General features: G+C 64.8%; 13 protein-coding genes. 4 read left to right on the top strand and 9 right to left on the bottom strand.

Annotated features, from left to right (window positions below):
* Window positions 1-3 precede the first annotated feature (3 nt).
* The 4 genes from CK220_RS22875 to coxB form a co-directional block, all read right to left on the bottom strand.
* A complete protein-coding gene (locus CK220_RS22875; protein ID WP_095813703.1) occupies window positions 4-186 on the bottom strand; it encodes a hypothetical protein in 183 nt (60 codons plus the stop codon).
* Window positions 183-1127, bottom strand: a complete 945-nt coding sequence (locus CK220_RS22870; RefSeq protein ID WP_095813702.1) for a heme o synthase — start codon at window positions 1125-1127, stop codon at window positions 183-185. The genes CK220_RS22875 and CK220_RS22870 overlap by 4 nt, the downstream gene beginning before the upstream one ends.
* Before the next feature lie 67 nt (window positions 1128-1194).
* A complete protein-coding gene (ctaD, locus tag CK220_RS22865; protein WP_095813701.1) occupies window positions 1195-2844 on the bottom strand; it encodes a cytochrome c oxidase subunit I in 1650 nt (549 codons plus the stop codon).
* Window positions 2845-2882: 38 nt separating this feature from the next.
* Complete coding sequence (coxB, locus tag CK220_RS22860; protein WP_095813700.1) at window positions 2883-3767, bottom strand: cytochrome c oxidase subunit II; 885 nt, start codon at window positions 3765-3767, stop codon at window positions 2883-2885.
* 328 nt (window positions 3768-4095) lie between these two features.
* Between coxB and CK220_RS22855 the strand changes: the two genes are divergently transcribed.
* The 3 genes from CK220_RS22855 to CK220_RS22845 all read left to right on the top strand — a co-directional run bounded on the left by CK220_RS22855 (window position 4096) and on the right by CK220_RS22845 (window position 6971).
* Complete coding sequence (locus CK220_RS22855) at window positions 4096-4629, top strand: invasion associated locus B family protein (protein WP_095813699.1); 534 nt, start codon at window positions 4096-4098, stop codon at window positions 4627-4629.
* A gap of 131 nt (window positions 4630-4760) precedes the next feature.
* Window positions 4761-6173 carry a metalloprotease TldD gene (gene tldD / locus CK220_RS22850; protein WP_095813698.1) on the top strand — a complete coding sequence of 471 codons (1413 nt, stop codon included), beginning with the start codon at window positions 4761-4763 and terminating at the stop codon, window positions 6171-6173.
* A 108-nt stretch (window positions 6174-6281) separates the two neighbouring features.
* The gene (locus CK220_RS22845; protein WP_348629675.1) at window positions 6282-6971 is read left to right on the top strand and encodes a transglutaminase-like cysteine peptidase; all 690 of its coding nucleotides are present in this window, start codon (window positions 6282-6284) and stop codon (window positions 6969-6971) included.
* A 128-nt stretch (window positions 6972-7099) separates the two neighbouring features.
* Here the strand turns inward: CK220_RS22845 and CK220_RS22840 are convergent, their stop codons facing one another.
* From CK220_RS22840 to CK220_RS22830, 3 genes are all read right to left on the bottom strand, one after another.
* Entirely contained in the window at window positions 7100-9676 is a 2577-nt protein-coding gene (locus CK220_RS22840) for a caspase domain-containing protein (protein ID WP_245429352.1), read from the bottom strand.
* A 153-nt stretch (window positions 9677-9829) separates the two neighbouring features.
* Window positions 9830-11071: a class I SAM-dependent RNA methyltransferase gene (locus CK220_RS22835; protein ID WP_095813696.1), complete on the bottom strand. Its 1242-nt coding sequence runs from the start codon at window positions 11069-11071 to the stop codon at window positions 9830-9832.
* Entirely contained in the window at window positions 11068-11841 is a 774-nt protein-coding gene (locus CK220_RS22830) for a TlyA family RNA methyltransferase (RefSeq protein WP_095813695.1), read from the bottom strand. The genes CK220_RS22835 and CK220_RS22830 overlap by 4 nt, the downstream gene beginning before the upstream one ends.
* Window positions 11842-11955: 114 nt before the next feature.
* Between CK220_RS22830 and CK220_RS22825 the strand changes: the two genes are divergently transcribed.
* Window positions 11956-12357, top strand: coding sequence for a GFA family protein (locus tag CK220_RS22825; RefSeq protein ID WP_095813755.1), 402 nt, complete (start codon window positions 11956-11958; stop codon window positions 12355-12357).
* On the opposite strand, the gene CK220_RS22820 is transcribed toward CK220_RS22825, so the two are convergent.
* On the bottom strand, window positions 12354-12638 hold the full coding sequence (locus CK220_RS22820) for a hypothetical protein (RefSeq protein ID WP_095813694.1): 285 nt from the start codon (window positions 12636-12638) through the stop codon (window positions 12354-12356). The genes CK220_RS22825 and CK220_RS22820 overlap by 4 nt on opposite strands.
* A gap of 150 nt (window positions 12639-12788) precedes the next feature.
* Window positions 12789-14702 carry a 1-deoxy-D-xylulose-5-phosphate synthase gene (gene dxs, locus CK220_RS22815; protein ID WP_095813693.1) on the bottom strand — a complete coding sequence of 638 codons (1914 nt, stop codon included), beginning with the start codon at window positions 14700-14702 and terminating at the stop codon, window positions 12789-12791.
* Window positions 14703-14789 lie beyond the last annotated feature (87 nt).

The raw sequence follows: 14789 nt of genomic DNA, 5'->3' as shown, positions 1-14789 counted from the left end.
GCCTCACATCAAATTCGTCGGTATCAGGCCGGAGGCATGGTGGCCGAAGCGCACGATGGTGGCGATGTAGAAGATGATGACGAGCGCTGCCAGCGCTACGCCTATGGCAACGGAGCGACTGCGCCGCGCCTTCCGCTGGCGTTCGGTCAAGGTGACCAGTTCAAGGTTGTTGTCGGCCACGATCATACTCCCCCCATGACGAGGGCACGCCCGACCACGCTGTCGACGAGATAGGCGGCAAAGATTGCGAAGAGATAGAGCAGCGAATAGCCGAACAGCGCCTTGGCCGGCTTCATCGCGCGGTCGGCATCGCTCATGCCCAGCACCTTCCAGGCATACCAGACAAAGCCCAGGCCGAGCAGAACGGAAACCGCGCCATAAGCGGCGGTGGTGTAGCCGAGCAGCCATGGCAACACGCCGACCGGCGCCAGGATCAGCGCGTAGGCAAAGATCTGGCGGCGGGTCGAGGCGTGTCCGGCGACGTTCGGCATCATCGGGATGCCGGCGCGGGCGTAGTCGTCCGACTTGAACAGCGCCAGCGCCCAGAAATGCGGCGGCGTCCATAGGAATATGATCAGGAAAAGAATCAGGCTTTCGAGGCTGACCGATCCGGTCACCGCCGCCCAGCCGATCACCGGCGGGATGGCGCCGGCGGCGCCGCCGATGACGATGTTCTGCGGCGTCCAGCGCTTCAGCCACATCGTGTAGATGACGGCGTAAAAGAAGATGGTGAAGGCAAGAAGCGCTGCCGACAGCCAGTTGATCAGCACGCCGAGCGTCATCACCGACAGCGCGGAGAGCACGAGGCCGAAGCTCAGCGCCTCACCCGGCGTGACCCGCCCGGCCGGCACCGGACGACTCGCGGTCCTGGTCATCACCGCGTCGATATCGGCGTCGTACCACATGTTGAGCGCGCCCGAGGCGCCGGCGCCGATGGCAATCGCCAGAATGGCAATCACCGCCAGCAGCGGATTGATGGCGACCGGAGCCGCGACCATGCCGACAAAGGCCGTGAAGACGACCAGCGACATCACGCGCGGCTTGAGGAGGGCGAAGAAATCGCCCGCGGTGGCTTCCGACATGCGAAAGCCAACTTCCTCCATCAATTTGTGGTCGGCAAGGGCCATGCGTACTTAAAGTCCATCATTCCGTTGGCCAAGACCGCCGGGCGAGCCGGCGGCCCTGTAAGCGGCCTTACTTGATCTTCGGCAGCTGTTCCCACTGGTGGAACGGCGGCGGCGACGGCAGCTGCCATTCAAGCGTGGTGGCACCCTCGCCCCACGGATTGGCGCCCGCGACGCGCTTCTTCTGGAAGGCCTCGAACACGCCATAGAGGAAGATCGCAACGCCGACGGCTGCGATGTAGGAGCCGTAGGAGGAGATCATGTTCCAGCCGGCAAACGCGTCCGGATAGTCGACAGTGCGGCGCGGCATGCCGGCGAGGCCCAGGAAGTGCTGCGGGAAGAAGATCAGGTTGACGCCGACGAACGTGACCCAGAAATGGGTGTTGGCGATCACCGGCGAGTACATGTAGCCGGTCATCTTCGGGAACCAGTAGTACCAGCCGGCGAAGATGGCGAACACCGCGCCCAGCGACAGCACGTAGTGGAAGTGGGCGATCACGAAATAGGTATCGTGCAGCGAGCGGTCGAGGCCGGCATTTGCCAGCTGAACGCCGGTGACGCCCCCGATCGTGAACAGGAAGATGAAGCCAAGCGCCCACAGCATCGGCGGCTTGAACGAGATTGAGCCGCCCCACATCGTGGCGATCCAGGAGAAGATCTTCACGCCCGTCGGCACCGCGATGACCATGGTGGCGAACACGAAATAGCGCTGCGTATCGAGCGACAGGCCGGTCGTGTACATGTGGTGCGCCCAGACGATGAAGCCGACGGCGCCGATCGCGACCATGGCGTAGGCCATGCCGAGATAGCCGAAGACCGGCTTCTTCGAGAAGGTCGAGACAATGTGGCTGACGATGCCGAAGCCCGGCAGGATCAGGATGTACACCTCGGGATGGCCGAAGAACCAGAACAGGTGCTGGAAGAGCAGCGGGTCGCCGCCCTGGTCCGGCACGAAGAAGGCGGTGCCGAAGTTGCGATCGGTGAGCAGCATGGTGATGGCGCCCGCCAGAACCGGCAGCGACAAGAGCAGCAGGAAGGCCGTGATCAGCACCGCCCAGGCGAACAGCGGCATCTTGTGCATGGTCATGCCAGGCGCGCGCATGTTGAAGATGGTGGTGATGAAATTGATCGCGCCGAGGATCGACGAGGCGCCGGCGATGTGGAGAGACAGAATCGCAAGGTCCATCGCGGGGCCCGGCTGGCCGGATGTCGAGAGCGGCGGATAGATCGTCCAGCCACCGCCGACGCCGAAGGCGCCGGGCGCGCTCGGTACGAACATCGAGCCGAGCAGCAGGAGGAAGGCCGGCGGCAGCAGCCAGAAGGAGATGTTGTTCATGCGCGGGAAGGCCATGTCCGGCGCGCCGATCATGATCGGCACCATCCAGTTGGCGAAGCCGCCGATCAGCGCCGGCATCACCATGAAGAAGATCATGATCAGGCCGTGCGCGGCGCCGAAGGCATTGTACATGCTCTTGCCGCCGTCGATGGCGGCGTCACCCTGCATGCCGTAGACCATCTGCGCCAGACCGCTGAAGATCTGGATGCCCGGCTCCTGCAGCTCCATGCGGATGGCGACCGAAAGCGCGCCGCCGACGATGCCGGCCATGATCGCGAAGATCAGGTAGAGCGTGCCAATGTCCTTGTGGTTGGTCGAGTAGACCCAGCGGACCCAGCCATGCGGCCTGTGGTCGTGGTGGTCGTGAGCTGCAGCCTCTGCCATATTCCGCTCCGTTCCCTAATTCTTGCTAACCCGCGGCGTCAGTTGCCGGCGGCCGCTACCTTGTTAGTACCATCGACCTCTGCCATCAGCGCCTTGTTGGCGGCGGGCACGTCGGTCTTGGCCGTCTCCAGCCAGGTCTTGAACTGCGCGTCGGACACGACGCGGACCGCGATCGGCATAAAGGCGTGATCCTTGCCGCAGAGCTGCGAGCACTGGCCGTAATAGAGGCCTTCCTTCTCCGCCTTGAACCAGGTCTCGTTGGTGCGGCCGGGCACGGCGTCCATCTTGATGCCGAAGGACGGCACGGCGAAGGAGTGGATGACGTCGGTGGCGGTGATCAGCACGCGGGTCATGGTGTTGACCGGCACGACCAGCTCATTGTCGACGGCGAGCAGGCGCGGATAGAGATTGCGGTCTTCCTTGCCGGCCTTGGCGCGGTCACCGTCCTGAAGGATCGCCGAGTTGAAGGAGAAGCTCTTGTCGGCCTGGTATTCGTAGTCCCAATTCCACTGGTTGCCGGTCGCCTTCACGGTCAGCTTGGCCTCTTCCGGCGGGGTATACTGCGCGGTGAGCAGCTGGAACGAGGGGATGGCGATGAGCAGCAGCACGATGACCGGGCCGACGGTCCAGATCACCTCGATCAGCGTGTTGTGGCTGGTCCTGGAAGGAACCGGGTTGGCGCTCGCGCGGAACCGCAGGATGACATAGGCGAGCAGGACCAGCACCAGTAGGGTGATGACCACGATGAATACGAAGGTGTAGTTTCCGAACCATTCGATCTGCCGCATCATGTCGGTCGCAGGCGCCTGGAAGGCGGTTTCCCATGGCCGCGGCTGATCCGCATAGGCGGATGCGCTGGAGAGGAGCGCGCCCGCGGCCGCAGCACCTGCCAGAAGCCTGGCGCTTGCCATGAATTTTCTCATCGCCCTCTCGTCTCCCACTTCCTGCAATCGGATCGCACCAATAACGAACGACGCCGGGATGGGGAATCCCGGTCTGTCCCTAAGGTGGTTCAAACCATACTCTATTTCCCTCCGCAAGGAAGGAGCGGGCGAAACCGTGCGGCATTTTTGCGCGCAGCCCGAAGGGCATCCCCGACCATCGCCGCACCGCGCGCCGGGCGGTCGCAATTCGGGCGAATTTGCTCTGGAAAAGCGCGCAATTGCCGGTATCTGGGCGGGCCGGCGACGGTCTCGTCCTTTACTTGGCCTTGGCGCAGCTTAAAGTGCCGTGATTCGCAATGGAGCCGTTATGACTTCCTGGCTTTCGAGACCCTTGGCGAAGGTTATCTTCCTTGCCGCCTTGCTTGGCGCCAGCGTGGCGAACGCCGCGCCGCCGCAGACCGCAGCGCCGCCCAGCGGCACGGTCAAGTCGACGCATGGCGCGTGGTCGATCATCTGCGACACGCCGGCCGGCGCGACCTCCGAGCAATGCGTGATGATGCAGAACGTCGTCGCCGAGGACCGTCCGGAGATGGGGCTTTCCGTCGTGGTGTTGCGCACCGCCGACAACAAGGCGGAGATCCTGCGGGTGCTGGCACCGCTCGGCGTGCTCTTGCCCAACGGGCTTGGCCTCAATATCGACGGCAAGGACATCGGCCGCGCCTATTTCGTGCGCTGCTTCCAGGACGGCTGCTATGCCGAAGTGATCCTCGAGAAGCCGTTGCTCGACACGCTGAAGAACGGCACGTCTGCCACCTTCATCGTCTTCCAGACGCCGGAGGAAGGCATCGGCATTCCCGTCGATCTGAAGGGATTCGCCGAGGGCTTCGCCGCCCTGCCCTAAGTCCAGCGGCGGCAATGCGGCCGCCAGTCGGCCCGCGGCGATGACGATCGCGTATGAAGGCCGGCGATTGTCTTGACCTCACTTCGCCCCTACATCGGGGGAATGCGAAACCGCCAGCGGACGGCCCTGCCATGAACAGCCTGATCGGCCAATTCGACATTTCCGACGACCGCGTCAAAGAGATCGTCGCCGATACCATCAAGGGCGCCGACGACGGCGAACTGTTCCTCGAATACAGCGAGAACGAAGCGCTGATGTTCGACAACGGCCGGCTGAAGACAGCCAATTTCAACACCGACCAGGGTTTCGGGCTGCGCGCCGTCGCCGGCGAGGCAAGCGGCTATGCCCATTCGAGCGACCTGTCGGAAGCCTCGCTGCTGCGCGCGGCCGATGCCGTCTCCGCGGTCAAGGGTGGCTATTCCGGAACGCTTGCCGCAGCCCCCGCCCGCACCAATCGCCACCTCTACGGCGACGAGAATCCGATCCCCTCGCCGAGTTTCGAGGCCAAGGCGAAGCTGTTGCAGGAGGTCGACGTCTGGCTGCGCGCCGCCGATCCGCGCGTGCGCCAGGTGACGGCTTCGCTCGCCGCCTCGTGGCAGCATGTCGAAATCGTGCGTGGCGACGGCCAGGTGGTGCGCGATATCCGCCCGCTGGTCAGGATGAACGTCTCGGTGGTGGTCGGCGATGGCGACCGCCAGGAGAGCGGCTCCTACGGCATGGGCGGCCGCAAGAGCTTTGGCGAGTTCCTCACCGAGGAGAGTTGGAAGCACGCCGCGCGCGAGGCACTGCGGCAGGCGCTGGTCAATCTCGAGGCCGTTCCGGCGCCCGCAGGCACCTTCGACATCGTGCTTTCCAGCGGCTGGCCCGGCGTGATGCTGCACGAAGCGGTCGGCCACGGACTGGAAGGCGACTTCAACCGTAAGAAAACATCCGCCTTCGCCGGCCTGATGGGTAGCCAAGTTGCGGCAAAGGGCGTCACCGTCGTCGATGACGGCACGATCGCCGAGCGGCGCGGCTCGCTTACCGTGGACGACGAAGGCACGCCTTCGGCGCGCAACGTGCTGATCGAGGACGGCAAGCTGGTCGGCTACATGCAAGACCGTCAGAATGCGCGGCTGATGGGCATGAAGGCGACCGGCAACGGCCGCCGTGAAGGCTATGCCCACCAGCCGATGCCGCGCATGACCAACACCTACATGACCTCGGGCGACACCGCGCCGGAAGAGATCATCGCCTCGGTCAAGAACGGCATTTATGCCGTCTCCTTCGGCGGCGGCCAGGTCGACATCACGTCGGGCAAGTTCGTCTTCGGCTGCACCGAGGCCTACATGATCGAGGACGGCAAGGTGACGCAGCCGATCAAGGGCGCAATGCTGATCGGCAACGGGCCCGATGCCATGCACCGCGTCACCATGGTCGGCAACGACATGAAGCTCGACAACGGCATCGGCATGTGCGGCAAGGCCGGACAGGGCGTGCCGGTCGGGGTCGGCCAGCCGCATCTGAGGATGAACCAGATGACGGTGGGCGGCACCAGGGTTTGAGGTACAGGCGCCGCCGGCAGCAAACACGATCGTGTTAGCAGATTATTAATTGTTCAATTGCCTGGGCCGGCGTTTCCGACTTAACCTGTCAGCAGTCTTCTCGTTGCGGTGGTGTTGGCAGTGCTGCGTTCCCCTGGCGTCCTGACCTCTTCGTTCCTCCTTGGCCTTTTCTCATTGATCGGGGTGACGTCGCTGTGCGTCGACACGGTGGCGGCACAGTCGACATTGTTCAAACGGCCATCGAGTCCACCGACGATAAAGCCAAACGCGGTCGACCTGCGCTCCGCATCAGTTGGAGGACGTACCAGCGTCCCATACGGCTGGATCGATTTCTGCCACCGCCGGCCGAAAGAGTGCAAAGTGCCTGCCCTGCAGCCGGCGAACGTCAAGCTGACCGCGCAGAACATGCGAACCCTGAAGCGCATAAACCAGAAGGCGAACCGGGCCATCAAGCCCGTCAGCAACTATGACCACTGGGGCACGATGATGGACCACTGGGACTATCCGGTGGACGGCAAGGGCGACTGCAAGATCTACGCGCTCTACAAGCGCAAGCTTCTCATGGAAGCGGGATTTCCCCGCCAGGCGCTGCTGATGACGGTCGTGCGCGATCTGAAAAATGAAGGCCACACGATCCTGACCGTGAAGACCGACAAGGGCGATCTCGTGCTCGACAATCTGGTCGACGAAGTCCGGCCCTGGAACGCGACCGGCTATTATTTCCTGAAGCGCCAGTCGCAGCAGAACCCGAATATCTGGGTGTCGATCAATCAGCGCGGCGGCACGCCGAAAACCTGACGGATGCCGCCAGGCTGACAGACCGAGCGGCCTGGACAGCCGAGGCTACAAACCGGCGCCCCTGCCTTGCAAGTTCATGGCCGAAAAATCGGCTCGCAAAGGTAAGGCGCAGGCTCGACCGAGCCGGTCTACTGCTTGCAGGCCGGCTCGCCCTTCTGTCCGCAAGACAGCTTCTTCCTGGGCTGCGGCTTCTCCTGCGGGAGACGCCGCTCTTGCATCTGCGGCCTCGGCTGCGAACGGAATTCCGGGCGTGGCTCCGATCTCTGCGGCCGGAGCACCTGCTCGTTGGGCCTTTCCTGCCTGAACTGGCGCTGCGCTTTCTCGTTCGGCCTGTTGACCTTGAAGTTGCGCTGGACGGTGACCTCCCGGCCGGCGGAACCTTCTTCGTTCTGCAGCCGCCGCAACGTCCTGCGCCTGTCGTTCCCGCTGGCCGAGCCCTGATTTTCATCGGAGAGCACGTCGGGATTGTTCTTTCTGAGCCGCTCGCGCACGCTCGGCCGGTTCTCGGCCGGCATCCGGTTGACGGCAGGCAGCTTGCGGACCTTCCGGCCCTTTTTGTCTTCGGCAGCCGAACCTTGATCTTTCGGTGCGACAACCGACTGGCCTGCGGACAAATCCTTGCGCGTCAGCTTCCTCGGCTTGCCACCATTCCGTTCGGATAATGCCTTGGGATTGTTCTGCCTGAACTTCTCCTGCGCGCTCGGCCCGTTGTCGGCCGGCATGCCGTTCACGGCCGGCAGGTTGCGGAGCTTCTTGCCCCTCTTCCGATCCGTGTCCTGCTTCCCTGTCCGGTCGGGACCGTCATTTCCCGTCGCCTCTCGGTTGCCGCCTGAGACGCCTTGCCTGCCGGGTTGCTTCTTCAACTTGTTGCCGGGCAAGTTCTGGCCGTCGAGCGCCGGCCTGCCGTTGACCAGCGGCAGCCTCTTGCCGTCGGCTCCGGGCAAGGCGTGATCGGTTGAGAGCTTGCCGGTTCTGGACGAGGTCTCCGGCTGCGGGCTAGCGGTGCCAGGCTGCTGGCGCTGGATAACACGCTGACCAGGCTTCGGCGGCAAGGCGCCCTGTTGCTGATTGGATGGGGCCCGACGGAACATGGCCGCCCTCTTCTGCAGAAGCGGCGGCAGTGGGACCTTGGCCTCCAGCGCATCGGCGCGGCCGCCAACGGCGCCTTCCCTCGTCTTCTGGACTGTGCGGCGGTCAACACCGGGCCTCGGCCGCGCGGCCCGATTGATGGTCTCGTTTTTGATCGTCGTGTTGATGGTGTTGATGACGGTCGTGTTGTGGATGTTGTTGAAGATGATGGCGTTCGGCGGCGGCACGATGTGGCGCGGCGGGTTGACGAATACGGGTATCGGCACGAATACCGGCGTCGGCAGGACGAACACGTCGATCGGCGGCGGAGGTGGCGCAAGCACGATGAAATCCGGCGGGGGCGGCGGCAGGAAGATCACCGTGATCGGCGGCGGCGGTTCGAAGTCGAAATCGGGATCGTCGAAATAGAGCACCGGACGGTCGACATAGATGACTTCCTCTTCCGGCGGCGGCGGCAAATCATACTCATAGACGGTGAACTCCTCCGGCGGCTCCAGGGCAGCATCGAAATGTTCGAGACGGCGGCGCGCGTCCCAGGCATGCGGGCCACGCGGATAGCGCCGCAGATAAGACCAGTAGGCTTCCGGCGTGTCCTGCAGCCAGGTCTCGCGCCAGGTGATCGCCTCGCGCCGCGCAGCAATGATAGCGCGCACGCGCTCAGCCATCGGATCATGTGGATAGGCGACGAGGAAATCCTCGTAGCCGCGCATCGTGTCGCGGTCGAGAGCCGCGACATAAGCGTCACGAGCGTTGAAATCCCGGATCGCCCTGGTCCGGTTGGACCGGGATTCTGAAACCTTGGGCGCGGGCGAGTCCGCAGCACGGTCGAAGAAGACGAAAGGCGTGGTGATCTTCGAGGCATTCCACGGCACTTCCGCGCCTTGCGTCATCTCGTTGACGCGCAGTCGCGTGCGGTCGAACACCTCGTCAAGCGACAACCCGCCTTCGCGTATCATCTCGGCGAGCGCCTGGGCATAGGCGCCGTAGGGGCCCTTGCCTTCCAGCGCGACCGTTCCCGGGGCCGCGTTGAACGCAATCAGCATGTTCGGGTCGGGATCGACCAGCACGAGACCACCGGCCAGGGGCTGGCTCATCTCCGGGAAGGCATTGGGCCGCGCCGCGTCGAGCACGACGATGTTTACCTTGGCCGGCAATCCGGCCAACGACCTGGTGACATCGGAGAGCCGCATCGCCTGCAGCGGCACGTCGGCGGGACTGGCGATCTGGGCATCGACAGGAAGGAAGTAGTTCTCCCCCTCGAACTGCACGCCATGGCCGGCAAGATAGACGAAGACGACCGCGTCGGGACCGGCGGCGGAAACCTTGCCAAGGAAATCGCGCAGCGCGCCGCGCAGCGAGTCCTGATCGACATCGCGCGCGCCGACCACGTCAAAACCGGCTGCCTGCAAGGTCTGCGCGATCAGGCCGGCGTCATTGGCGGCAGTCGCGAGCTCGCCGGACTGATAGGCGCCGTTGCCGATAACGAAGGCGAGGCGTTTTTGCTCTTGCGCGAGCGCGCCCGTCGCGGACGCGGCGCCAAAAGCGATGAGAACCACGATCAGGCTGAGGAATCTTACAAGCGTCTGCATGGCAATGCGCTGTCCGTTATCCGCCATCCGCCATCCGCTTAGTTTAGGTAACGTCGAAACGGCAGGAATGCTTCCCTAACAGCGTAAAATTAAGACCCCGCAAGAAGGCGGCTTCAGGGCGCAAATTCGTCGGAAAAAGAGAGGTTTTCCGAACATTTCTTGCGAACGGGCTGTCGCGGATCACCGCCGCCGCTTCGGCTTCTCCAGCAGCGCGACGGCCTCGACATGCGGCGACCATAGGAACTGGTCGATCGGCGTCACGCTCTTCAGATGATAGCCGCCGTCGATAAGGATGCGCAGATCCCGCGCCAGCGTCGCCGGATTGCAGGAGACAGCCGCGACCAGCGGCACGTCGGAGCGGGCGATCTGCTTAGACTGATCCTCCGCGCCGGCGCGCGGCGGATCGAAGACCAGGCCGTCGAAGCCGTTCAACTCCTTGAAGGTCAGCGGCCTGCGGAAGAGGTCGCGACGCTCGCTGGTCACCCGCTTCAAGCCGCCGGCGAAGCGGAAGGCACGGTCGAGCGCGGCCAGGGCCGGCGCGTCTCCCTCCACGGCATGGACCTCCGACTTCGCTGCGAGCCTGAGCGCGAAGCTGCCGCAGCCGGCGAACAGGTCGGCGACCTTCTTGGCCCGCGACAGGTGCTGGCAGACGAGACCGGCCATCGTCTGTTCGGCGGCCTCCGTTGCCTGCAGGAAGGCGCCGGGCGGCAGGGCGACGACGACCGAGCCGAACTGCACCACCGGCTTCTTCGGCTCGACGATCACCTCGCCGTCGATGGAAAGCCTCGCCAAGCCCGCGGCCATCACGAAGTTCGAGGCGATGCGGCGCTGGTTTTCGCCAAACTTGCCCGCGTCATGGACGGCGACATCGAGGCCGGACGCCGTGGCGGTGACGGCCATGTGGAAGGCTTTCGGCGTGGCGCAGACCAGTCCTGCCAGCCTTCGCAAAGGATCGAGCGCATCAACGATCGCCGGCAGCGAGATCGGGCATTCCTCGATAGGGATGATCTCGGAGGAGAGCGCGCGCACGAAGCCGAGCAGCATGCCGGCCTCGGTGCGCCGAGCGCTGAAGACGACGCGGCGGCGCGTCTGCGGCGCGCAAGGCACCAGAGCGTCGATCTCGCAAGCAATGGCCTTGGCCTTCAGCGCCTGCACCACCCGTTCGCGCTTCCACCGCCGGTAGCCGTCGGCCTCGAAATGCTGCAACGCGCAGCCGCCGCATTCGGTGAAATGTCGGCAGGGCGGATCAACCCGGAGCGGTGAAGCGTCAACCACCGACATCAGCGTCGCGCGGTCCTTCTGGCGCGCGGCGGTGACCGTCTCGCCAGGCAGCGTGAACGGGATGAAGACTTCACCGCCATCGGCACCGGCGATGCCGTCGCCCTGCGAACCGAGCCTTGCGATGGTGAAGCGCGCGCTCATTGCGATGCCGCGTCCTTGATCGCGGCGAGCAGGAACTCGCGGTTGCCGTCGCCGCCCTCGATCGGCGATGGATGCAGCCCGAGCACGCGCCACCCCGGCATGCCGGCAAGCCAGTCGCGCAATCCGGCGGCGATGCGCTCGGCATCGCTCGGGTCCTTGAGCAGTCCGCCCTTGCCGATCGCCTCGCGTCCGGCCTCGAATTGCGGCTTGACCAGAAGAAGCGCCCTGGCGCCCTCGCCAGCCAGCGTAAGCGCCGGCGGCAGCGCCAGCTTCAGCGAGATGAAGCTGACATCGCAGACCAGGAAATCCGGAACGCGGCCGCCAAGATCTGCGGCGGTCAGGTCCCGCGCATTCAGCCCTTCAATGACCGTGACCCGCCGATCGGTGGCAATGTCCAGGTGCATCTGGCCGTGGCCGACATCGATCGCCGTGACATGGGCAGCGCCACGCTCGAGCAGCACCTGGGTGAAGCCGCCGGTCGAGGCGCCGATATCGAGCGCCTCGCCACACGCGGGGTCGAGGCCGAAATGGTCGAGGCCGGCAATCAGCTTCAGCGCCGCGCGCGACACATAGGCCTGCGCCGGATCGTCGACGGCAAGGACGCAGTGCGGCGCGACGGGCTGGCCCGGCTTGCGGACGACGGCGCCGTCGACAGTGACGGTGCCGCGCTCGATCGCGTCACGGGCGCGAGAACGGCTGGCGAACAGGCCACGTGCGACGAGCAGTTCGTCAAGACGTGGGCGCGCGCTGGCGGGCAAAGAGGAACTCATCGGCCTTCATTGGCGAAAGCCGGCGGCGAAGGCAATGGCAGCCCCGTTGAATATGGCGCGGGGCACGGCAGAATGCCGATGCCGAACGTCCGCTCACCCGGCCGAGGAGAAGCCATGCTGAAGGGAACCTGCCATTGCGGTGCCGCGCACTGGACGCTGGAAGGCGATCCGGGATCGATTACCGCCTGCAACTGCACGCTTTGCCGCCGCTACGGCACGCTCTGGGCCTATGACTATGTCGACGAGCGTATCCGCATCGCAGGTCCGATGAGTTCCTACACGCGCGTCGAGGTGGCCGAGCCCGCGCTGGAAATCCTGTTCTGTCCGAAATGCGCCTGCGTGCTCGCCTGGCGCGGCTTGCGCTCCGGCTCCGGCGGCCGCACTCGCATCGCCGTCAATGTCAGGCTGGCCGCGCCGGAGGCGGTCGCCGACCTGCCGATCGATCATTTCGACGGCCTCGAAACGTTCGACGACCTGCCGCGCGATGGCCGCTGCGTGCGCGATATGTGGTTTTAGAAAATAGTGCGTGAGACCGGGCGCTCGACCGCCGGCATCAGTCCGTCATTGTTCGAGGCCTGCTCGCGCGGCTCAGCCGGAGTTGGCGCGGTTGGCGCGGCTTCCGGCAGCACCACCAGCTGGGGAGCCTGCTTGTAGGAGAAGCCGCCGCGGATGTTGCCCATCTTGCTGGCGACGATGTCCATCACCGCCTTTTCGAGGTTGCGGTCGTAACGCGTTCCGGCTGCCACCGGCGCGGCCATGGCACTCAGCAAGGCCATGCCGCAAAGGAACGACTTCATCGTTATTATCCCCTGCCTAGGACCAAGGTCTTAGCAGGGCGCCATTGAAAATCGGCCAAAAGACAAGGTAAGCGAACCGCCAAATGAAAACGTTAACAAACAGTTGCAGCAGGAAGCCGGCAAACTGCTTCGGAGAGCTGAGATTTCGATTCAGGCGCGCTGCGCCTGCATGCCATGGCCGAGCGCGGCGAAGACCGTGCGCACGATGCCGGCCGTGTCGAGGCCTGCGTCGGCATACATCTTCTCCGGCTTGGCGTGATCGGTGAACTCGTCCGGCAAGACCAGCGGGCGCACCTTGAGGCCGCTTTCCAACAGGCCTTCATGGGCAAGCAAATGCAGCACCTGGCTGGCAAAGCCGCCGACCGCGCCCTCCTCGACCGTCACGAGAACCTCATGCGAGCGCGCGAGGCGGCGGATGAGATCCTCGTCCAGCGGCTTGGCGAAGCGGGCGTCGGCAACGGTGGTCGAAAGGCCTGCGGCGCCGAGCTCCTCGGCGGCCAGCAGGCAATCCTGCAGCCGCGTGCCGAAGGACAGAAGCGCCACCTTGGTGCCTTCCTTGAGAATGCGGCCCTTGCCGATCTCGAGCACAGAGCCGCGCTCCGGCATGTCGACGCCGACACCGTTGCCGCGCGGATAGCGGAAGGCGATCGGGCCGCCGTCGTAGTCGGCTGCCGTGCGCACCATGTGGCGAAGCTCCGCCTCATCGGCGGCGGCCATGACGACGAAGCCAGGCAGCGAGGCGAGGAAGGTCGTGTCGAAGGCGCCGCAGTGCGTGGCGCCGTCGGCGCCGACGAAGCCGGCGCGGTCGATCGGGAAGCGCACCGGCAGTTTCTGGATCGCCACGTCGTGCACCACCTGGTCATAGGCGCGCTGCAGGAAAGTCGAATAGATGGCGGCGAAGGGCTTGTAGCCTTCGGTGGCGAGGCCGGCGGCGAAGGTCACCGCGTGCTGCTCGGCAATGCCGACATCGAAGGTTCGGGCCGGAAAAACCTCGCCGAAGAGGTCGAGGCCGGTGCCGCTCGGCATGGCGGCGGTGATCGCGACGATTCGTTCGTCCTCGCGCGCCTCCTGGATCAGGCTCTCGGCGAAGACCTTGGTGTAGCTCGGCGCGTTGGCCGGCGCTTTCGCCTGCGCGCCGGTGATGACGTCGAACTTGTTGACGCCGTGATACTTGTCAGCGGCGGCCTCCGCCGGCGCGTAGCCCTTGCCCTTCTGGGTAACGACATGGATCAGAATGGGACCGTCGCCATTATCGCGGACGTTCTTCAGCACCGGGATCAGGTGCTCGAGATTGTGTCCATCGATCGGGCCGATGTGGAAGAATCCCATCTCCTCGAACAGCGTGCCGCCGGTGACGTAACCGCGCGCGTGCTCGACGGCGCGGGTGATGGCGTTGTCGGCGCGCTTGCCGAGGTAGGAGGTCAGCTTCTTGCCGAAATCGCGCAGGCCGAGATAGGTCTTGCCGGAGGCAAGCCTCGCCAGATAAGCGCTCATCGCGCCGGTCGGCGGGGCGATCGACATGTCGTTGTCGTTGAGGATGACGATCAGGCGGGCATTGAGCGCGCCGGCATTGTTCATCGCCTCATAGGCCATCCCGGCGGACATGGCGCCGTCGCCGATGACGGCGATGACATTGTTGCGGCCGCCCGAAAGGTCGCGGCCCATCGCCATGCCCAGGCCAGCCGAAATCGAGGTCGAGGAATGCGCGGCGCCGAAGGGGTCGTATTCGCTCTCTGCGCGCCGGGTGAAGCCGGAGAGACCGCCTTCCTGGCGAAGCGTGCGGATGCGGTCGCGGCGGCCGGTCAGGATCTTGTGCGGATAGGCCTGGTGGCCAACGTCCCAGATCAGCCGGTCTTCCGGCGTGTTGAAGACATAGTGCAGCGCGACCGTAAGCTCGACGACGCCGAGGCCGGCACCAAGATGGCCGCCGGTGTGCGACACCGCATCGATCAGCTCGGCGCGCAGTTCGGTCGCCAGCTGCGGCAGCTCGCTTTCATCAAGCGCCCGCAAATCCGCCGGGATGCGGACTTTGTCGAGGAGCGGCGTGTCAGGCTTCGGGTTCACTCTGGGACGGCCTGTTAACTTAACCTTGGGTTAACCTTCAAATATGCGCTTTGCTATGCGCGAGATAGGCTGACGGCGCGCCAATGT

The organism is Mesorhizobium sp. WSM3860 (assembly GCF_002294995.1).
In the GTDB taxonomy this organism is placed as follows: Bacteria; Pseudomonadota; Alphaproteobacteria; order Rhizobiales; family Rhizobiaceae; genus Mesorhizobium.
This window is presented reverse-complemented; position numbering and strand designations above follow the sequence as displayed.

Coding starts and splice junctions, on each gene's coding strand:
- CK220_RS22875 (WP_095813703.1), bottom strand. CDS start 186: ATGATCGTGGCCGACAACAACCTTGAACTGGTCACCTTGACCGAACGC.
- CK220_RS22870 (WP_095813702.1), bottom strand. CDS start 1,127: ATGGCCCTTGCCGACCACAAATTGATGGAGGAAGTTGGCTTTCGCATG.
- ctaD (WP_095813701.1), bottom strand. CDS start 2,844: ATGGCAGAGGCTGCAGCTCACGACCACCACGACCACAGGCCGCATGGC.
- coxB (WP_095813700.1), bottom strand. CDS start 3,767: ATGAGAAAATTCATGGCAAGCGCCAGGCTTCTGGCAGGTGCTGCGGCC.
- CK220_RS22855 (WP_095813699.1), top strand. CDS start 4,096: ATGACTTCCTGGCTTTCGAGACCCTTGGCGAAGGTTATCTTCCTTGCC.
- tldD (WP_095813698.1), top strand. CDS start 4,761: ATGAACAGCCTGATCGGCCAATTCGACATTTCCGACGACCGCGTCAAA.
- CK220_RS22840 (WP_245429352.1), bottom strand. CDS start 9,676: ATGGCGGATAACGGACAGCGCATTGCCATGCAGACGCTTGTAAGATTC.
- CK220_RS22835 (WP_095813696.1), bottom strand. CDS start 11,071: ATGAGCGCGCGCTTCACCATCGCAAGGCTCGGTTCGCAGGGCGACGGC.
- CK220_RS22830 (WP_095813695.1), bottom strand. CDS start 11,841: ATGAGTTCCTCTTTGCCCGCCAGCGCGCGCCCACGTCTTGACGAACTG.
- CK220_RS22825 (WP_095813755.1), top strand. CDS start 11,956: ATGCTGAAGGGAACCTGCCATTGCGGTGCCGCGCACTGGACGCTGGAA.
- CK220_RS22820 (WP_095813694.1), bottom strand. CDS start 12,638: ATGAAGTCGTTCCTTTGCGGCATGGCCTTGCTGAGTGCCATGGCCGCG.